This is a genomic window from Clostridium sp. AUH-JLR23 (assembly GCF_964238065.1).
Classification (GTDB): domain Bacteria; phylum Bacillota_I; class Bacilli_A; order Erysipelotrichales; family Coprobacillaceae; genus Allocoprobacillus; species Allocoprobacillus merdigallinarum.
This window is the reverse complement of sequence record NZ_CAXSKY010000007.1, coordinates 61,719-82,939: the sequence shown is the minus strand read 5'-3', so window position 1 is coordinate 82,939 and position 21,221 is coordinate 61,719. Positions and strand designations below refer to the sequence as shown.

Genomic DNA, 21,221 nt, shown 5'->3' with positions numbered 1-21,221 from the left:
CATGATAAAAAAGTGTAAAATAAAAATATAAAATCAATGTAAAGAAAACCTAAAGTTTTTGTAAATAAGATAAATAAGCTTGATTATATGAATAAGACATATTATTTTTTTATTGACATATATAAGGAGGAAATTATGAGAGGTTGTAGAGAAAATAGAGAATTGTCATGGTTAAAATTCAACGACCGTGTTTTAATGCAGGCAAAGGATAAAAAAGTACCTTTAGGGGAACAGTTAAACTTTGTATCTATCTTTCAATCCAATATGGATGAATTTTTTATGGTGCGCATTGGAACACTATATGATCAAATGTTATTTTACCCATCTTCTAAAGATAATAAAACACAAATGACAGGAGAAGAACAATTAAAAGCCTGTTTAACAAGAGTTGGTTTTTTAAATCGTAAAAAAGATCGTATCTATACACGTATTATGGATGATTTAAAAGAATATGGTTGGGGTATTGTCAAATATCATCAATTAAAGAATAAAGAAGATCGTAAATATTTTGAAAACTATTTTGATTCAGAAATCTTACCTTTGATTTCACCACAGGTTGTATCTAAAAGACAGCCATTTCCTTTTTTAAATAACAAGGAATTATATATTATTGTTCAGTTAGAATCTAAAAAAGGAAAACGTAAAATGGGGATTGTCTCTTGTGGTAATGCTATTGATGAAAGAATGTTGGCAGTCCCAAGTATGCAAGGTCAGTTTATTTTAGTAGAAGATATTATTTTACATTTTGTATCTAAAGTCTTTAGTAAATATACGATTAAAAATAAAGGTTTTATTCGTGTGACAAGAAGTGCAGATATTGATGAAGATGATCATTCTTTGGAAGGACATGATGATTATCGTGAAATGATGGAAACTTTGATTAAACAACGTCGTAAATTATGTCCAATTCGTTTGGAAATTTCAGAAGGATTGGAAGATTTGGAAATTATGATGTTGATGAACTTCTTGAATTTAAAGAAAAATCAGGTCTTTTTATCACAGGCCCCTTTAGATTTAGGTTTTATTGGGACATTAAGAGATCATTTACGTATGTTACATCCACAGTTATTTTATAAGAAATTAGAGCCAAGAAATAGTCCAATGGTTGAAAATGCTGTGCCAATGATTAAACAGATTAGTAAAAAAGATATTTTACTTGCGTATCCTTTTGAATCCATGTCACCATTTTTAAGACTATTAGATGAAGCCAGCCGTGATCCACATGTTGCAAGTATCAAGATGACATTGTATCGTGTCGCTAAAAATTCTAAGATTGTTAAATCTTTGATTAGAGCAGCTGATAATGGAAAAGAAGTCGTTGTTTTGGTGGAATTAAGAGCGCGTTTTGATGAAGAAAATAATATTGACTGGTCAAAACGTCTAGAAGCTGCTGGATGTCGTGTGATCTATGGATTGGATGGTTATAAAGTTCATTCAAAACTATGTCTGATTACTTATAAAAATAGTCAAGGTGTTCAATATGTTTCACAAATTGGAACAGGAAACTATAATGAAAATACCGCTAAACTTTATACAGATTTATCTTTAATGACACATCATCATGAATTAGGTGAAGAAATTAATGATGTCTTTAATCATTTAAGTTTAGGGGAAACCATGTCACATACAGAGCATTTGATGGTGGCACCACACTGTATGTTGTCAAAAATCTGTGAATATATTGATGAACAAATTGCATTAGCTAAAGAAGGTAAAGAAGCTTATGTTGGATTTAAATGTAATTCTGTGACATCAAAAACAATGATTAATAAGTTAATTGAAGCCAGTCAGGCTGGTGTTAAGATTGATATGATTGTCAGAGGAATTTGTTGTATTATTCCTCATGTAGAAGGTTATACTGATAATATCCGTGTAATTTCTATTGTAGGACGTTATCTGGAACATTCACGTATTTATATTTTTGGAACTGGCGAAGACAAAAAAGTTTATATTTCTTCAGCTGATTTAATGACAAGAAATCTAGAAAGACGTGTTGAAGTTGCGACACCTATTTTTGATAAAAAGATTCAAAATATCATTTGTTCAATGTTTAATACTATGTTGAATGATAATGTGAAAGCTTGTGAATTATTGGGAGATGGAAGTTATAAACGTATTAAAAATAAACAGACTGCAATGAATAGTCAGGAATACTTTTTTAAAAAAGGAATTGATGTAAAGGAGTCATGATATTGTGAGAGTGGGTATTTTAACAAGTGGTGGTGATTGTCAGGCTTTAAATGCGACAATGCGTGGACTGGCTAAAACACTTTATCAACAGAAAAAAGATGTTGAAATTATTGGTTTTTTAGATGGGTATAAAGGTCTTATGTATGAAAACTATCGTATTATGAAACCTGAAGATTTTGAAGATATATTGAATCTTGGTGGTACCATTTTAGGGACTTCAAGATGTCCATTTAAAAAAATGCGTGTGATTGAAAATGGTTTTGATAAAGTGGCTGCTATGAAAAAAACATATCAAAAATTAAAATTAGACTGTTTAGCCATTCTTGGTGGTAATGGATCATTAAAAACTGCCAATCTGTTATCACAGGAAGGGTTGAATGTTATTGGGTTGCCTAAAACCATTGATAATGATACATGGGGAACAGATTATACATTTGGTTTTCAGTCAGCTATTGATATCGCAACAAGATATTTAGATGAAATTCAAACAACTGCTGCCAGTCATAGCCGTGTGTTTATTGTGGAAATCATGGGACATAAAGTTGGACATATCTGCTTATCAGCTGGGATTGCCGCTGGTGCTGATATTATTCTATTGCCTGAAATTCCTTATGATATCGAAGTTGTTGTGGGAGAGATTGAAAAGAAAGTGAAAGCAGGAAAAAAACATATTGTGATCGCCTGTGCAGAAGGGGCTATTTCTAAAGAAGAATCACTGCTTTCAAAGAAACAATATAAATTGAAAGTCGCAACGCGAGAAGGACATTCTGTTGTTTATGAAATCGCCAATAAGTTATCACATTATATTGATAAAGAGATACGTGTATCTTGTGCCGGACATGCTCAACGCGGTGGACAGCCTTGTGCATATGATCGAGAAATATCAACATTATTTGGTATTGAAGGTGCCAAACTGATTATGAATAAGGATTTTGGAAAACTGGTTGTTTTTGTCAATCATCGTCTTGATGCTATTCCATTAGAAGAAACTGCTGGAAAATTAAAATATGTTGATGTACAAGGTGATACTGTCAAAAATGCCAAACTGATGGGAATTTCTTTTGGTGATGAGATGACTTTGTCAAAGTGAAGATCATTAAGAATCAGACTTATTTAACAGGTCTGATTTTTTTGTTAATGTTTTTAACATTTTACTATTGATAGAGAATTGTTTTATAATAGAGTAAAGGAATAATGAAAGAGGAAGGATTTTGTTATGTTTAGAAACATGAGAAGAGTGAAAAATGAGATTTCTGTAGAAGAAGCTAAAGAGTTATTAAAAAAGAATAGAAGAGCAGCATTATCAGTTCATGGAGATGATGGTTATCCATATACAATTCCTATTAATTTTTATTATGATGAAGATGAAAATAAAATTTATTTTCATAGTGCAAAAGCTGGACATAAGATTGATGCAATGAAAGTCAATGATAAAATCTGTTTGACAACATGGGATGATGGTTATCTGGTAGAGGGAGATTGGGCTTTTTATGTATCCTCTTGTGTTATCTTTGGGCGTGCCAAATTGATTGAAGATCGTCAAGTCACAGAAGATAAAACGAGAACATTAGCTTTAAAATATTTCCCAACAGTAGAAGAAGTGGAATATGTCATTAAAAAGAGTATTGATCGTGTTCAACTGGTTGCTATTGAAATTGAACATATTTCAGGTAAGAAGATTCATGAAAAATAAAGGGTGTGTCTAAATCAAGATCGACTTTGATTTATTTTAATTAGAAAAATAAGTCAAAATACAAAATATTTAGAAAATATTAAGAATTTGTACATTATTTTATTCTTTTTTTGGGGTTATACTTTTACTGAGGTGGAAAGTATGACTTTAAAATCAACGAAATGGTTAACAGTAGCAGGAACTGTTGCATTATGTCTATTTCTTGTTTATTTGGGACAATCCCATTATTTGTCTCATCCAGAAAGTCTACAGTTATATTTAAAAAGAACAGGGGTTATCGCACCTGTTATATTTATACTTATTCAAATTGTACAGGTCATTATTCCAATTATCCCTGGTGGTGTCAGTAGTGGGATAGGTGTTATTGTATTTGGAGCTGTTGAAGGCTTTCTATATAATTATGTAGGATTGCTTATTGGTTCTTATATTGTTTTTCGATTAGTGAAAAAATATGGCCAAAATTTTATATTGAAAGTCACTGATCAAAAAACATATGATAAATATATTGGATGGCTTGATAAAGGTCAAAAATTTGAAATCTTTTTTTCTTTAGCAATTTTGCTGCCCGGTTTTCCAGATGATTTATTATGTATGATTGCTGGTCTTACCAGTATGTCAACAAGAAAATTTATGATAATTAATATTCTTTGTAAACCAATAGGATTGTTTTTCTATTCTTATGGAATAAAAGAGCTGTTAGGCATTTTAGGACAGTTCTTTTAAATGTTGAGCTTTGCCGTACAGGTTAATACATATAAAAATGATTTGATTAAAGTGATGTTATATTGATATATCAAAAGAAGCCAATCGTTATGATTGACTTCTTTTTTTGAAATGAAACTTTTATAAAGTACACAAGAATTACACAAAATTTCCATAGTAATTTCATAACAATTTTATATGATGAATTTTGTAAAAAAGAAGTGAAAAATAAGATTGATAAGGAATGATTTTATGGCTTTTAATACATTGGTTTTTTTATTGTTTTTTTTATTTGTTTTAGTCGGAAGCTTTCTTGTTCCCGCAAAGTGGAAGTGGATTTTTCTGCTGCTTTCCAGTTACTTTTTTTATTGTTATGCAAGTGTGAAGTTCTTGATATTTATTTTGTTGACGACACTGAGTTCTTATATGGCCACTCTGTATATGGGCAAGCAATATCAGATGGAAAGGAGTCAAACATCAACAAAAGAATATAAAAAGAAATGTCGTTTGAAAAGAAAAAGAGTACTGATTCTCACATTAGTATTGAATTTTGGAATTTTATTATTTTTAAAATATTTTAATTTCTTTTCAGAAAATATAAATCATTTATTAGAAACATTGTCTTTGGGAAGTCAGATACCAACACTTCATCTGATCCTACCATTGGGAATTTCTTTCTATACATTTCAGACCATGTCTTATGTTATTGATGTTTATTGGGGGAAAATTGAACCAGAACGCAATCTGGCAAAAGTGGCTTTATTTGTGTCTTTCTTTCCACAAATTCTTCAGGGACCTATTGGTAGATTTAAAGATCTGGCTCCCCAACTTTATGCACCCAAAAAGGCAAGTTATCGTGATTTGAAATTTGGCTTACAGTTAATGTTATGGGGTTATTTTAAGAAAATGATTATTGCTGATAGAGCTGCAGTCATAGCTGATTTTGTCTTTGAAAATTATATGAATGTCTCAGGTATGGGTGTTGCTTTAGGAGTCTTTATGTATGCTATTCAGGATTATACTGATTTTTCAGGCTGTATAGATATTGCACGTGGATGTGCACAGACAATGGGAATGACTATGGCAGAAAATTTTCGTCGTCCTTATTTCTCAAAGACTGTTTCAGAATTTTGGAGAAGATGGCATATGTCATTGGGAAGTTGGATGAAAGATTATGTTTTTTATCCATTCTCATTGACTCCCGGGGTTAGACAAATAGGAAAATTCGCAAAGAAGCGTTTTGGTAAACACATTGGTCGAACTTTACCTATCGCTTTAGGAAATTTACTAGTCTTCTTTTTGGTGGGTGTATGGCATGGAGCACAATGGAATTATATTATCTGGGGAATCTTTTATGGATTCTTAATAGCAATCAGTGGACTGATGAAACCAGTTTGGAATTATTTGAATCAAAAGCTACATATATCTGTTCAATCTCGTAGCTTTCAGCTCTTTCAGATATTGCGTACCTTTTGGATAACTTGTGTAGGATGTATTATTTTTAGAGCAGTGACACTTACAGATGGATGGCGTGTTTTTCTTAAATGCTTTCATTTTTATGAATTTCCATTAGATATTAAAAAAGAGCTTGTTTCATTTGGATTGAATGGTAAAAATTATGTTGTTTTGTTAATAGGGTTGATTGTTTTATTGATTGTAGATATTCTTCAGGAGAAAAAGAGTGTTCGTGAACGTATTGAAAAAAGGTCTATCTGGATACGCTGGGGACTTTATCTTGTTACATTTCTCATTATTTTATTGTTTGGCATGTATGGTCCAGGATATGATCAAACACAATTTGTATATATGCAGTTTTAAGGAGGAAGTATATGACAAAATTTCAGAAATTCAAAATCTTTATTATGACAATCCTCATTGCAGGTCTGGTCTGTGGGATGAATTTTGTAATGTGTCGTCAGGCATATAGTTCTGATGCTGTACGTGTCAAAAACTTCTATAAGTTAGAAAACAATAGTCTTGATATGGTCATGATAGGAGCCAGTACAACATTTACGAATTATTCTGCCCCTCTAGCATTTAAAGAGTTTGGGTATACGAGTTATTCTCTTGGAACAAATGGTGCTCCTATGGGACTTGCAAAATCAATGCTGATTGAAGTTTTAAAGACTCAAAATCCTAAAGTGATTATTATTGATATTAATGGCATATTATATGATGATAAGTTTGAAAGCAAGGAAGGATCTTTGAGAGCATGGATTGATAATATGCCTTATTCTCAAAATAAGATCAAGACAATTCAAGAGCTGGTTCCTGAAGATGATCGGTTGTCTTATTATGTTCCATTTTTAAAATATCATTCCAATTGGGCAAAATTCAAAGATAATGTCAATGCCAGTATAGATGAATTAACGCATCATGATGATATTCATTTATCTTCAATGGGTATTCAAGGAACAGCTCAAATTACACCACAAAAATCTCCTATTCCTATTAAAACACATACGCAAGAAAGACCCATGTATCGTTTATCAGGACTGCATCTCAAAGAATTATTAGACTATTGTCAAAATCATGGTTTAAAAAATATTTTATTTACCAATATGCCACGTTATTATTCAAAAAAAATGATACCAGAACGTGAACGTAATAACGCTGCAAAAGCTTTGATACATCAATATGGTTATGAGTATATAGATATGGATGATTATGTTGATGAGATTGGCTTAAATCCACAGACAGATTTTTATAATCAGAATCATTTGAATATTTATGGTCAAAAGAAACTAACGATGTATTTAGGAAAACGATTGAATGAAAAGTATCATTTATCAGATACTCAACATGATGAGAAGGTAATTCAACGTTATCAACAGGAAGTGACAGCTTATGAAAAAATATATAAATGGGTAGATGAGCAGATTCGTTTAGGAAAGAAGAGAAGATATAACTATAAAGAAGTTAAAGAAATTATAGAGAAACAGGAGATATAAAATGTATAATGTTTTAGATTATTTAAAAGAGAGTGCCAGAAAATATCCTGATAAGGTTGCTTTTGCAGATATAGATCAATCAATAACATATGAAGAGCTATACAGAAAAGCACAGGAGATTGGTAGTGCATTAGCTTCAAAAATTTCAATAGGGCAGCCAGTTCCTATTTTTATGGAAAAGAGTGTAGATACGATTTGTCTGTTTTTTGGTGTCGTTTATGCTGGTGGATTTTATGTTTTGCTGGATATGAAACAGCCCCAAACAAGATTAAATCATATTATGAAGACGTTAGATTCAAAAATGATAGTGACATCTCAAAAATATATAGAGGCACTCAAAAAGAAACAAATGGAAAGTGATGTTATCTTATTAGAAGATTTATATGGACATGTTAATCTAAAAAAGTTAGATAGTATTGCAAGTCAGCATACGGATACAATGCCGTTATATACAATTTTCACATCAGGTTCTACCGGTATTCCTAAAGGTGTATGTGTTGCACATCGTAGTGTGATTGATTTTATCGAAACATTTACCAAAACATTTCATATTAATGAAAATGATGTTATTGGGAATCAGGCTCCCTGGGACTTTGATGTCTCCGTCAAAGATATTTATTCAACAATCAAAACGGGAGCAACTATGCAAATTATACCAAGGCAATATTTTTCAATACCAACTCAATTGTTAGATTTTTTATGTGAAAGAGAAGTCACAACAATTATTTGGGCTGTATCAGCTGTTTGCATTATTTCAACTTTGAAAGGGTTTGAATATAAAGTACCTCATAAGATATCTAAAGTGATGTTTAGTGGTGAAGTCATGCCAATGAAACAGCTTCGTATCTGGCAGTCTTATTTACCAGATACAATGTATGTTAATTTATATGGGCCAACAGAAATCACATGTAATTGTGCTTATCATATAATAAGTCAAATGGATCAGGATGATGTCATTCCTATTGGAAAAGCATTTCAAAATGAAAAAGTCTTTCTTTTGGATGAACACAATCAGGAAGTGATAATACCAGATGTCTTGGGTGAAATCTGTGTCAGTGGAACTGCCGTCAGTCTAGGATACTACAACAATCCACAACAGACACACCAGGCTTTTTGTCAAAATCCTCTGAATCCTTATTATCGAGAAATCATTTATCGTACTGGTGATTTAGGTTATTACAACAAACAAGGTGAATTATGTTTTGCCTCACGTAAAGATTTTCAGATTAAACATATGGGACATAGAATTGAGCTGGGTGAAATCGAAAAGGCCATGCAACATGTTGAAACGATTCAAAGAGCTTGTTGCCTTTATGAAAATCATAAAATCATTGCTTTCTATGATGGTGATATTGAACGTCGTGAATTGACACGTGTTTTAAAAAAAGAATTACCCGCCTTTATGATTCCTAATGTTTTTTATAAGGTTCATGGGTTCCCTCTCACAAAAAATGGAAAGATTGACAGACAGAAATTAAAATCAATGATGAAGGAGGATTGCAATGTTTAAACCACAGTATCAGGATGTTATCACAGATTTAGCAACACCAGCATATGTATTTGACATAGATGTTTTACAAGAAAGAATAGAGTTTATTCAAGGCATATTAGGAAAGAATATACAGTTATGTTATGCTATGAAAGCTAATCCCTTTGTGATTAAAAGTATTGAGGGGCTCATTGATTGTTATGAAGTCTGTTCTCATGGTGAATTTGAAATCTGTAAAAGGGCAGGCATACCTATGGAAAAAGTCGTCTTATCGGGTGTATATAAAAACGCTGATGATATTTTAAAGGTTATGAAGACATATCGTGAATGTCTTGTTTATACAAGTGAATCTGTACATCAGTTTACTATGATACATGAAATAGCTAAAAAACTAGATTGTCAGGTACCAGTATTACTGAGAATAACAACAGGGAATCAGTTTGGTATGTCAGAAAAAGAGATATGTCATCTCATTGAGTCTCGTCAACAATATCCTCATGTTGAAATTGTTGGAATCCAACATTTTTCTGGAACTCAAAGAAAAAAATTAAAGCTATATGAACAAGAACTCAAATATGTTGATACACTTTTACAGCGATTAGAAAAAGAGTATGGATATGTTGCAAAAAAATTGGAGTTTGGACCGGGCTTCTATGTGGAATATTTTCATGGAAGTCAGGTCTATGATGAAGTTGAACTTCTCCAAGGTTTTAAAGAACTTTTAGAGGGACTTCATTTTCAAGGGCAGATTATTTTGGAATTAGGAAGATTTATTGCAGCTAATTGTGGACAATATTATACCGAGATTGTTGATTATAAAGTCAATCAGGTTCCCTATTGCATTGTTGATGGTGGGATGCATCAGATAACATATTATGGTCAGATGATGGCTATGAAAATTCCACATTATCGTCAAATCAAAAAAGAAAAAGGAAATGATCAAATTATTCAATGTCATGTGTCCGGGTCTTTGTGTACAATCAATGATAATCTGGTTAAGGCTTTACCTTTAGAGAATCCGCAGATTGGAGATATTTTAGAATTTCAACGAGTAGGTGCATATGCAATGTGTGAAGGTATATCGCTCTTTTTAAGTCGTGATTTACCAAGTATTTATCTTTATTCAAAACAGAATGGATTATGTTTACAACGTAGTCGTTTTGAAACAAATATATTAAATTACAAAGGAGAATAAGAAAATGGAAAAATTATTAGAATTATTAGAAGAAATTGATGGTGATATTGATTTTAGAGAATGTCAGACATTGATTGATGATGGTGAATTGGATTCATTTGCAATCTTAGAAATTGTAGCTGAAATCAATGATACGTTTGATGTTCAGATTGGAGCTTCAGATATCGTTCCAGAAAACTTTAATTCAGCAAAAGCTATGTGGAAAATGATACAAAGATTAAAAGATGAATAGAAAACATGTACATATTTATAAAAAAAGAATGAAAGCAACAGCAATTATAATGCTTATTATTGGCATTTTATATGGAATGTATATATCTAGAACCACTTATCAGATTGAGGTTCCTCAACTAAAAAAAATAAAAAGTATCGTTTTAATTCAAAAAAAGACCATTCAGGAATTGACCGATCAAGATGCAATAGCTGATATTGCTACTCTCTTGAAAGGGAAGAAAACTCAACAAGAGAGTATTAATAATACTCCTTTCAATGTTAGTCAAAAGATTAGACTTGAGTTTCATTCAAAATATGGTGACATAACCTTTATCTATCTTTATAAGAAAGATAATCAATATTATATAGAGGAACCTTACAATGGTATTTATCAGATGAGTGAGAATGAATATAACAGTATTACTCGTTATCTTAGATAAGAGTAGTGTGTATGTTAGAGGCATGAGTGCCTCTTTTTGTATGGATTGATTTATTTTATAGTGGGAGAAATATTAGTTTTCATTCTTGTTTTGTTGTATAATAGAAAAAAGGGGTGGAAGGATGGAAATATTAATATCACGTATTTTAAAATATTTAAATGGCTGCTTAAATGATGATCATATGTATCGTATTGGTAGCTTTGTGGTTAAACATTATAATGAAATCTGTCAATATGATTTAGAACAATTTATCAAATCATCAAAGTGTTCTCAAGAAGAAGTACAAGACTTTTTTTATCATCTTGGATTTCATTCTTATGAAGAGTTTCATCAACAGCTTATCATTGATAAACAAATTCGTTTGGATCAGATCAATGCCAGAATGTTACATACTTCTGTAGATAAGTTTTTATCACATTTAAATATTAAATTTTCTAAAGAAGAGTTTTTACATACCATTGATCAGATTTGTGATTTGATTTTTCATGCAAAAAGAGTTGTTATTGTGGGAGCACTATATCCAAGCAGTATTGCAGTTGATTTTCAGACCGATTTGATTACATTGGGAAAAGAAGTAATCGAATATCATCATTTTGATAAAAGTTTTACATTTTCTGAAGATGATGTTGTCATCTTTATCACAGCAACAGGGCGTACAATGGAACAAAATGCGAAAAAAATGGTGAAACAACATTTATGTGATGCTTATGTTGTTTTAGTGACACAAAATACAAAATATATTCAGTTTGAAAATGTCTGCCCTGATTATGTTGTTCATGTTTTAGGAACATTTGATGGTTTGGAATTTAGCTATCAGACAATGATGATTTTAGATTTATTAAGAATCAGATATTATCAAAAATTTTATGAAGAAGAATAAGTGAGGGTTATGAAAAAAAGAGTACAGTATTTTTTAGCATTAACAACTATTTTAATGATGACAGCTTGTCAAAGTCAACAACAGACATCACAAGTTGATGAAGAAAAGCAAGTAGAGACTCAAGAACCAGAAGTGAAGAAGACAGAAATAACTTTATCATTTGTTGGTGATATCACTTTAGGAAATTATATTGGACAGGGTTATGAAGGATCTTTTGATCAGGAATATGAAAAACAGAATCAAGATAGTGCTTATTATCTCAAGAATGTTAAAGATGTTTTTGAAAAAGATGATTTAACGATTGCCAATCTAGAAGGTCCACTCACAACAAGCCCAGATTATGCTGAGAAAACTTTTGTTTTTCAGGGGAAACCTGAATATGTTGATATATTGGCTGATGGTGATATTGAGGCTGTGACATTAGCTAATAATCATTCTAAAGATCATTTTGAACAAGGTATGACAGATACTAAGGCAATTTTGGATGAAAAAGGAATCAGGCATTTTGGCTATGATGAAAGTTGTATGATTGATGTGAAAGGAATTCAAGTGGGATTTTTAGGTTATGCTTTTCCATATGAACTCACTGCAGAAATGAAAAAAGCAATAAGTGATTTAAAAGCTCAATGTGATATTGTGGTTGTTTATTATCATTGGGGTATTGAACGTGATAAGGCGCCAATGGAATCACAACGCAGTTTAGCTAAACAGACAATTGATGCTGGAGCGGATTTAATTATTGGTTCTCATCCTCATGTCTTACAGGGAATTGAAACATATAAGGGTAAGAAGATTGTTTATAGTTTAGGGAATTTTTGTTTTGGTGGGAATAAAAATCCTAGTGATAAAGATACAATGATTTATCAGCATACATTCTCATTTGAAAATAACGAATTGGTTCAAGAAGAACATGAAGTGATTCCATGTATGATATCATCTGTATCATCACGTAATAATTATCAGCCAACAATTGTAGAGGGTGACGATGCCAGTCGTGTTTTAGAAAAAGTGAATGAAATCAAATAGCATGAATTCATGCTGCTTTAGGCTGTTGATAAAGTATATATGGTCAACAGCTTTTATGATATGATGTTTAAAATATATAAATTGAGTAAATTGAAAAAGTCAATTCTATGTTTTGTAAAGGTATAGGATTTCATTTTTATTGAAGAATGATATAATTCTTTCACTTACATTATCTAATGAAACAATGCTAAAATAACTTGGAGGTGAATAATCATGCGCACAAAGTGTTCAGTTTCACAACAAATTATAAATCTAAAGAGTAAAAATATTAAGTTTAATATTATCAATGAGCAATCTGCTATACAATATTTGACACACCATACATATTACTTTAAGTTAAAATCTTTCGCTAAATCTTTTGAATACAATGAAGTAAAAAATGTATATATTAACTTAGATTTTGCATATTTAGTGGAATTATCAAAACTTGATATGTATTTAAGGGAATATATTATCAAACTATCTTTAGATACAGAGCATTTTTTAAAAGTAAAATTAATTAATGATTTAACTCACAATGATAAAGAAGATGGATATCATATTATTGATAAACTTTTTATAAAATATCCATATATTAAACAAAATATAAATCATAAGAAGAATGATTCTGCATGTGCTGATTTGATTCATAAATACCAAAATAATTGGGCTATATGGAACATTGTAGAAGTCCTTTCATTTGGTGATTTTATTAAACTTTTTGAATTATATTACGAACTTTATCCAGAAAATAAGTCTAGAACAATAAATCATTTGTTATGGCCTTTAAAATTTATTAGAAATGCATCAGCTCATAATAATTGCTTATTAAACACTTTAAGAAAACCCTATACTCACACACATTTATACAATAACACAAAAAATATAATTGAACCAAGCAAAGAATTAGTGCTTTTATTAACAAAAATACCAAACATCAGTAAAAATTCTAGACGAAAAAAATTATGAATCCAGTAATCCATGATTTTATAGCAACTTTATTTTTATTTAATGAAGTTTGTACGAGTTCTGTCTTAAAAGAAAAACAATTTAACAGATTAAAAGATTTAATTCATGTCAGATTTATTAAACATAGGGATTATTTTATTAAAGACAATATACTCGTATCTCATTATGAATTTGTAAAAAAAATAGTTGATTATTTATACGAAAAATGCATATAATAAGTAGAAGAACAAAAACGAAAGTTTTATGTAGAACAATGCCAGCATTGTTCTGCTTTTTTTATTTAAGGGTTTTATTTGATAATGGTGAATGATACAATATGATTAACAAATATCAAAGTGAGGAAAATATATGGATACTAAGAAAAAGGAATTGGATTTTGATTTTCAATCATGGATTAAAGAACAATATAATGATGATTATCAGATTGTAGAAGATAATGAATCTTTAATCAGATTAGTTACGGATTATGGAGAGGCTTCTATTCGTTTTACTGTTATTGAACAAAGTACAATTGTAGAGTTCTCTATTGTTTCTAAAAAAGATGATTCAGTGAAATTCTATCTTCATTTTGAGTTGAATGATGAAAATCATGCAAAACAATTATTTGATGAAATGGTAGAAACATTAGTTGGCTTAAAAAATGAAAAAACTTTACAAGTTCTTTTATCATGCTCATCTGGTTTGACAACGTCTATGTTTGCAGAGAACTTAAATAGTGTGGCAGGAATGTTAGGGTTGGATTATCATTTTGATGCTGTTTCTTATTTAAGTATTTATGAAGAAGTTGAAAAATATGATGTGGTTTTGATTGCACCACAGATTGGTTATATGTTGAATCGTTTAAAAGAAAGTTTAACAGATAAATTAGTCCTTCAGATTCCCACAACTGTTTTTGCTTCATATGATGCTCCAGGGGCTTTAAGATTTCTACAAAATGAACTTGAAGAGTATTATACTAACAAAACACAGGAAGCTCAAAAACATCATACGCATTGTATAGAATATGAAAATCGTATTTTATCTATTGTGATTTCTAATAATAAGGCACAAACAAGAATTTATTATCGTTTGAGTGATCATTGTGAAATTATTGATCATAATATGATTATCAAACCTTCTTTAAATGTTTATGATCTTTATGATATTATTGATACTGTTTTATTAAAACATCAATATGTAGATATGATTGGTATTGCCACACCAGGAATTGTTAAAGATGATCAACAGTTAAGAAATTCACCTGATGAAAAAATTCTGGATATAAAAAATGAATTTGAAAAGAAATATGGAATTAAAGTTTTAGTATGTAATAATGCTAATGCTGCAGTTGTGGGATTTTCTTTGGAACATCCTGAATATCAAAATATTATCTTTCACTCACAACCATTTGGTTTTGGTGTAGGAGGACAAGGTATTATTTCTCATGGTCAGATTGTGACAGGAAGAAATGGGGTTGCAGGTGAAGTTCGTTATTTTATTCATCGTATGCAATTTTCTGATGAATGTGCAAAACTGGCATGGACGCAAGAAGGTGTATTAGAGCTTGTGACAAAATCATTATTACCTTCAATATGTATTATGGGACCTGAAGCAATTGCCGTGTACTCACCTATGACAAATGATATGAATGAAGTCAGAAATAAACTCTTATCATTTATTCCTGAAGATTATATGCCAGAGCTTTATTCAATTAAAGAAATGAGTCCATATATGCTAGATGGTCTTACAAAACTATGTGTCAATGATTTAAAAAAGAATTAAAAAGATTGTATAAAATGGAAAAATAGCCTAATATTATAAGATAGTGAAAGTGAGTGAATAAAATGAAAGAAAGAATTGTATTTATGGGAACAGCATCATTTTCGTTGGCTGTTTTGAAAATGCTGATAGAAGAGGGTTACAATATTGTTGGCGTTGTCACTCAGCCTGATCGTTATGTAGGGAGAAAAAAAGTTTTGACAATGCCAGATGTAAAAGTAGAAGCTTTAAAATATGATATTCCTGTTATTCAACCTGCACGTATTAAAGAGGATTATCAGGCGATTGTTGATTTAAAGCCTGATTTGATTATTACAGCAGCGTATGGTCAGATTGTACCACAGGCTGTTTTGGATATTCCTCGTTTAGGATGTATTAATGTTCATGCATCATTGTTACCATTATATCGTGGGGGTGCACCAGTACATCAGGCTATTATTGATGGACAAGAGAAAACAGGTGTCACAATTATGTATATGGTCAAAAAAATGGATGCTGGAGATATGATTGCCCAAAAAGAAACACCTATCTTAGAAGAAGATACAGTAGGTATTTTATATGATCGTTTAAGTGATCTAGGTGCCAAATTATTAAAAGAAACATTACCAGATATTTTAAAGGGAACAAATCAACGTATACCTCAAGATGAAAATCTAGTGACTTATGCGCCCACTCTTTCTAGAGAAGATGAACGTCTTGACTGGAATATGTCTGCTAGACAAGTTTATAATAAAGTTCGTGGAACAAATCCATGGCCAGGAAGTTATACAACTTATCAGGGAAAGACTGTTAAAATCTGGGCAGGACAGGTTCATCAATGTGAAAATGCGATGAGACATCATGCTCATCAGGACAACGGAACAATTGTCAAGATTTTTAAAGATGCTATTGGAGTTAAAGTGAATGATGGCGTTTATTTGATTACAGAATTACAATTAGAAGGTAAAAAAAGAATGTCTGTTAAAGATTATTTAAATGGACATTGCATTTTTGAAGTCGATACAAAGTTTGAATAAAACTTTGTATTTTCTTTATAAAGAGCTTGTATATTAATAAGAATCATAAAAAGGAAATGGAGATTATTTTGATTTAAAATATATCCATATGTAGATTTTTCATAGCTGTGTGATTCAATAGTAGAAAACTTTTTAAATCAATAGTGAACTTTCTATTTTATATTCCATTTTTATGATATTCTCTTTTTAAGAGAAGTTATTGCATAAGAAGGTAACAATGTTTTAATAATAATCATTCAAGGAGCTAACATATGGATTATAAAATCATTCAAAAAGAAGCATTTCGTTTTGTAGGAGTCAGTAAACGTGTATCACTTCAATTTGAAGGTGTGAATAATGAAATTGTACAATTAGCAAGTGAAATAACAGAGGAACAAAAAAGAGAGTTGCATCAACTACAAAATATGGAACCGTATGAAATCGTGAATGTATCTTATGATTCTGATACTGATTTTCTGGAAGAAAAAGGACAACTGACACATATGATTGGTGTCTTAACGACATGCGTTGATATCAGTGATCAATTTGATCAACTTTCAGTTCCTTCGCTGACATGGGTAGTATTTCCAAATGAAGGACCATTCCCATCAACTTTACAAAACACAATGGCAAGCATTTATGCTAAGTGGCTTCCAACTTCTGATTATGAACTGGCATATTCATTATCATTTTCTTTTACAAAAATGGATGAACATCAAGATCATTATGCCTACAGTGAGGTCTGGATTCCTGTTCAATTGAAAAAATAAGAAAATAGAAAAGTTTAAGCAGTTTATTGGAATGATGAACTGCTTTTTTATATGATTCTACTTTTACGTGGTGTCCTTTTTATCTGTTTTCGTTATAATGAAGGCAGGAGGAATCATTATGGATCAAAAGAAAATAGGATTATTCATAGCAACTTGTCGTAAGAAAAAAGGATTGACTCAAAAACAATTGGCTGAAAAACTTTCTGTTACAGATAAATCCGTATCTAAATGGGAAAGGGGCATTCATCTTCCTGATGCTTCGCTTTATATCCCTTTATGTGAAATATTAGGAATAACTATAAGTGAATTTTTCTTAGGAGAATATGAAACAGAACATCATGAAGTTGTTCCACAAGTTTTAAAAGAAGATTATCATAAGATGCAACGCAATGAAAGATGGAATATGGTTTTATTTATCGTATCAATGCTTAGTGTATTTTGGATATCTTTTACGTGGCACTGGGATTTAGGATGGTTAATGTTGGAAGAACATTTGGCTCCATTTGCGAATATGTATTATTTGTCATATGGATATTGGTTGGCTTATTATCTTATATTTAGAAGAAAAAAGTTTGGATATGTTTTGATGTGGATCATTTATTTGATTTTAGTAAGTGGTATTATAGCAAACTGGGGATATGCTTTTGATGTTATGTTAAATCATATTGATTTTTGGATAAATAGTGCATTCACAATCTGGGGAGTGTATAATGGAGATATAAGATTTCGTAATCTTTTAAAAAAGAAAAGTGAGGAATAAAATATGCGAATGGTTGATTTGATTGAAAAGAAAAAAGATGGATTCAAACATACTCCAGAAGAGATTCACTTTATTGTAGCAGGTTATACAAAAGGTGATATACCTGATTATCAGATGAGTGCATGGTTGATGGCCGTTTGTTTTCAAGGCTTAGATAAAGAAGAAACAGCTATTTTAACCAAAGAAATGATGCATAGTGGTGATGTCATTGATTTAAGTCGTATTCAAGGAATCAAAGTTGATAAACATAGCACTGGCGGTGTTGGTGATAAAACATCTTTGGTTTTAGGACCGATTGTGGCAGCCTGTGGAGTACCAGTAGCTAAAATGAGTGGAAGAGGATTAGGACATACTGGTGGAACATTGGATAAATTAGAATCTATACCGGGACTTCATATTATGATTGATGAAGAAGATTTTGTGAAGCAGGTTAATGATTGTGGATTGGCGATTATTGGACAGAGTGGTCATTTAGATCCAGCTGATAAAAAAATGTATGCTTTACGTGATGTTACCGCAACTGTTTCCTGTATTCCATTAATTGCATCTTCTATCATGTCAAAAAAACTGGCGGCCGGCAGTGATGCGATATTGTTAGATGTCAAATATGGTGATGGTGCCTTTATGAATACCATTGAAGAAGCAAAAGAATTGGCACGTACAATGATTGAAATTGGTGATTCGCTAGGCAAAGATACCAGAGCAACCATTTCTAATATGAGTCAGCCGTTAGGTTATGCTATTGGAAATAGTCTGGAAGTCAAAGAAGCTATTGATACTTTAAATGGGCATGGACCAGAAGATTTATTAGAGCTTTGTTTACAGGCCGGAAGTCATATGTTAATTCAGGCTCAAAAAACAGATTCGCTCATTACCGCAAGAAAAATGCTTGAAGATGCTATTGAAAGTAAAAAAGCACTTCGTACATTATGTGCTATGGTCAAAGCTCAAGGTGGCGATGATGCCTTTATCAGACATCCAGAAATGTTTCCTAAAGCAAAAGAAGTGATTCCTGTTTATAGTCAACAAACAGGATATGTCAAAGATTTAAAAGCAAAGCCTTTAGGAATAGTGAGTATGAAACTAGGTGGAGGACGTGAAAAAACAGATGATGACATTGATTATAGTGTCGGTCTCGTTCTTCATAAAAAAATAGGAGATTTTGTAAAAAAAGGTGAAGTGTTAGTTGAAGTTCATACAAATACGGGTTTGAGTCAGGAGCTTGAAACTGAGATTTTCAATGCTTATGATTTTTCAGATGAATTTGTTGGAAAGCCACAACTCATTGATGAAGTTTTGTCATAATTATTTTCAAAAAGTGATATTTTTATATGGGATGTTGAAAAATGATGTATAATAATATGCGGTGGTGAAAATAATGGGAAAATTTTTATTTTTTGATATTGATGGGACATTAGTAGGAAAATCTAAAATGGTGACAGAGAAAACAAAGTTGGCCATTCAAAATGCAAGACAAAATGGACATCGTGCTTTTCTTTGTACAGGGCGTGCTCCAACGTCTATTGTAGGGGATATTCGAAATATTGAATTCGATGGTGCTATTTGTAGTGCTGGAGGATTTGTCATTGTGGATGGAGAATATATTTTTGAAAACTTTATGAATCAATATATTCTATCTGAAGTCATGACTTTATTCATTAATAATCATATTTTATTTACATTAGAAACAAAAAAAGCTTTATATCAGACACCAGGTGTGAATGAATTTTTTGATCAGAAACATCAAAAAGATTGTGAAAACAATCTTGAATTAATGCGCTTTTTCCAGCTCAGACGTATGGGTGAAAATCGTTTGCCAATTAAAGACTTTAATATTTTAACGACAGGTGTCACAAAAGTGTGCTTTATTGCTCCAAATAAACAAAGTTTTTATGACTGTGTACCATTTTTAGAAGAATTCTTTAATATTGTGACTTTTTCAAAAGAAGAAGATGATTTTATCAATGGTGAAATTATTTTAAAGCATTGTACAAAAGCAGATGGTATTTTAAAAGTGGTTAATCATTTTCATGGTCAAATGAAAGATACTGTTGGTTTTGGTGATAGTATGAATGATTATCAGATGCTTCAAGAAGTCGAAACAGGTGTTGTTTATGAAGGAGCATCAGATAATTTAAAAGCGTTAGGAAAATATTTCTTTACTGATCCAGATCAAGATGGTATTTATAAGGTTATGAAAGAAATGGATTTAATAGGATAATACAATATCAGGCTTGAATGGAATCAAGCCTTTTTCAATGAAAAAATTTGTCATTCTTTTCTTTAAAAGAAGCTTTTTGATGATAAAAATGATTTATTTCATAGAAAAATAAGTATTTGATTATTATTTTTGATACAATCATTATGTCTTCTATCTATTTGAGAAAAAAACATGTTTTTTGATAAAAAAGGATTATAATAAAATTATCAGATAAGGAGGCTTCTTTATGGACATTGTTTTATCAAGAATTTTAAAGTATTTAAATGGATGTTTAGATGATGACCATATGTATCGCATTGGATTGTTTATTGTTCATCATTATGTGGAGATGGAAGATTATTCATTGCAAAGGGTCATGGAGGAAGGGCATTTTAGTGAAGATGAGATTTTAGATTTCTGTCGTCACTTAGGTTTCCAGACATATGAAGATTTTCAAGACGAACTGATTGCGGATTATATGCTTCGTGTTTCTCAGATTCGTGCACGTATGTTAGGTGTTTCTGCTGCTGGATTAATTGAACAATTAGATTCATCTTATGATAAAGAAAATCTTGTGAAGGAATTAGAATTAATCTGTGAACTTATATTTAAAAATAAACGTGTGATTCTTATTGGAGCTTTGTATCCAACAAGTATTGCTGTAGAGTTCCAGACGGATTTTATTACTTTTGGTAAAGAAGTGATTCAATATCATCATTTTGTGAAAGATTTTCAATTCCAAAAAGATGATGTCGTTATTTTTATGAGTGCAACAGGAAGAACATTGCATGATTATTTAAAAGAAAGTGCGCATCAAAATATCCAGGATGCTCAAATTGTGTTATTGACACAAAATGTTAAATATAAAAATAAAAATGATTTAGGAGCACAATATGTGATTCAGGTCCCAGGACGTTTTGATGGTATTCAATTCAATTATCAGATGATGATGATTTTTGATGTTTTACGTATTTATTATTATACAAAATATTATATTTAGAAGGTTTCATT

At 31.1% G+C, this 21,221-nt stretch carries 21 protein-coding genes; all 21 read left to right on the top strand.

Translation table 11 applies throughout. The features are described from left to right. Window positions 1–135 precede the first annotated feature (135 nt). Window positions 136–2,190, top strand: coding sequence for a polyphosphate kinase 1 (ppk1, locus tag ACESR5_RS05130; protein WP_087297991.1), 2,055 nt, complete (start codon window positions 136–138; stop codon window positions 2,188–2,190). 1 nt (window position 2,191) lies between these two features. Next, window positions 2,192–3,280, top strand: coding sequence for a 6-phosphofructokinase (locus tag ACESR5_RS05125; protein ID WP_373154556.1), 1,089 nt, complete (start codon window positions 2,192–2,194; stop codon window positions 3,278–3,280). 126 nt (window positions 3,281–3,406) lie between these two features. Further along, a complete protein-coding gene (locus ACESR5_RS05120) occupies window positions 3,407–3,883 on the top strand; it encodes a pyridoxamine 5'-phosphate oxidase family protein (protein WP_373154544.1) in 477 nt (158 codons plus the stop codon). 141 nt (window positions 3,884–4,024) lie between these two features. Beyond that, on the top strand, window positions 4,025–4,606 hold the full coding sequence (locus tag ACESR5_RS05115) for a TVP38/TMEM64 family protein (RefSeq protein WP_087297988.1): 582 nt from the start codon (window positions 4,025–4,027) through the stop codon (window positions 4,604–4,606). A gap of 438 nt (window positions 4,607–5,044) precedes the next feature. Further along, complete coding sequence (locus ACESR5_RS05110; protein WP_373154542.1) at window positions 5,045–6,403, top strand: MBOAT family protein; 1,359 nt, start codon at window positions 5,045–5,047, stop codon at window positions 6,401–6,403. An 11-nt stretch (window positions 6,404–6,414) separates the two neighbouring features. Continuing rightward, on the top strand, window positions 6,415–7,536 hold the full coding sequence (locus ACESR5_RS05105) for a hypothetical protein (RefSeq protein ID WP_373154541.1): 1,122 nt from the start codon (window positions 6,415–6,417) through the stop codon (window positions 7,534–7,536). Window position 7,537: 1 nt separating this feature from the next. Continuing rightward, window positions 7,538–9,046, top strand: a complete 1,509-nt coding sequence (locus ACESR5_RS05100; RefSeq protein WP_289527936.1) for an amino acid adenylation domain-containing protein — start codon at window positions 7,538–7,540, stop codon at window positions 9,044–9,046. Continuing rightward, on the top strand, window positions 9,039–10,220 hold the full coding sequence (locus ACESR5_RS05095; protein ID WP_373154539.1) for an alanine racemase: 1,182 nt from the start codon (window positions 9,039–9,041) through the stop codon (window positions 10,218–10,220). The genes ACESR5_RS05100 and ACESR5_RS05095 overlap by 8 nt, the downstream gene beginning before the upstream one ends. Before the next feature lie 4 nt (window positions 10,221–10,224). After that, on the top strand, window positions 10,225–10,452 hold the full coding sequence (locus ACESR5_RS05090) for a phosphopantetheine-binding protein (protein WP_087243312.1): 228 nt from the start codon (window positions 10,225–10,227) through the stop codon (window positions 10,450–10,452). Further along, on the top strand, window positions 10,445–10,873 hold the full coding sequence (locus tag ACESR5_RS05085) for a DUF5301 domain-containing protein (protein ID WP_129737524.1): 429 nt from the start codon (window positions 10,445–10,447) through the stop codon (window positions 10,871–10,873). The genes ACESR5_RS05090 and ACESR5_RS05085 overlap by 8 nt, the downstream gene beginning before the upstream one ends. 121 nt (window positions 10,874–10,994) lie before the next feature. Beyond that, a complete protein-coding gene (locus tag ACESR5_RS05080) occupies window positions 10,995–11,753 on the top strand; it encodes a MurR/RpiR family transcriptional regulator (protein WP_373154537.1) in 759 nt (252 codons plus the stop codon). Window positions 11,754–11,762: 9 nt separating this feature from the next. Beyond that, complete coding sequence (locus tag ACESR5_RS05075; protein WP_373154535.1) at window positions 11,763–12,779, top strand: CapA family protein; 1,017 nt, start codon at window positions 11,763–11,765, stop codon at window positions 12,777–12,779. Window positions 12,780–12,992: 213 nt separating this feature from the next. Next, window positions 12,993–13,727, top strand: coding sequence for an Abi family protein (locus tag ACESR5_RS05070; protein WP_087304067.1), 735 nt, complete (start codon window positions 12,993–12,995; stop codon window positions 13,725–13,727). After that, a complete protein-coding gene (locus ACESR5_RS05065; RefSeq protein WP_373154533.1) occupies window positions 13,724–13,942 on the top strand; it encodes a hypothetical protein in 219 nt (72 codons plus the stop codon). The genes ACESR5_RS05070 and ACESR5_RS05065 overlap by 4 nt, the downstream gene beginning before the upstream one ends. A gap of 133 nt (window positions 13,943–14,075) precedes the next feature. Continuing rightward, window positions 14,076–15,488, top strand: a complete 1,413-nt coding sequence (locus tag ACESR5_RS05060; protein WP_373154531.1) for an ROK family protein — start codon at window positions 14,076–14,078, stop codon at window positions 15,486–15,488. A gap of 62 nt (window positions 15,489–15,550) precedes the next feature. Beyond that, entirely contained in the window at window positions 15,551–16,501 is a 951-nt protein-coding gene (gene fmt, locus ACESR5_RS05055) for a methionyl-tRNA formyltransferase (protein WP_373154530.1), read from the top strand. A 251-nt stretch (window positions 16,502–16,752) separates the two neighbouring features. After that, entirely contained in the window at window positions 16,753–17,250 is a 498-nt protein-coding gene (locus tag ACESR5_RS05050; RefSeq protein ID WP_373154528.1) for a GyrI-like domain-containing protein, read from the top strand. A gap of 118 nt (window positions 17,251–17,368) precedes the next feature. Next, window positions 17,369–18,010: a helix-turn-helix domain-containing protein gene (locus ACESR5_RS05045; RefSeq protein ID WP_087243304.1), complete on the top strand. Its 642-nt coding sequence runs from the start codon at window positions 17,369–17,371 to the stop codon at window positions 18,008–18,010. Window positions 18,011–18,013: 3 nt separating this feature from the next. Then, window positions 18,014–19,315 carry a pyrimidine-nucleoside phosphorylase gene (locus tag ACESR5_RS05040; RefSeq protein ID WP_087297976.1) on the top strand — a complete coding sequence of 434 codons (1,302 nt, stop codon included), beginning with the start codon at window positions 18,014–18,016 and terminating at the stop codon, window positions 19,313–19,315. Between the two features lie 73 nt (window positions 19,316–19,388). Continuing rightward, window positions 19,389–20,231: an HAD family hydrolase gene (locus ACESR5_RS05035; protein ID WP_087297975.1), complete on the top strand. Its 843-nt coding sequence runs from the start codon at window positions 19,389–19,391 to the stop codon at window positions 20,229–20,231. 226 nt (window positions 20,232–20,457) lie between these two features. Further along, on the top strand, window positions 20,458–21,210 hold the full coding sequence (locus ACESR5_RS05030) for a MurR/RpiR family transcriptional regulator (protein WP_087243301.1): 753 nt from the start codon (window positions 20,458–20,460) through the stop codon (window positions 21,208–21,210). The last annotated feature ends 11 nt before the right edge of the window (window positions 21,211–21,221 follow it).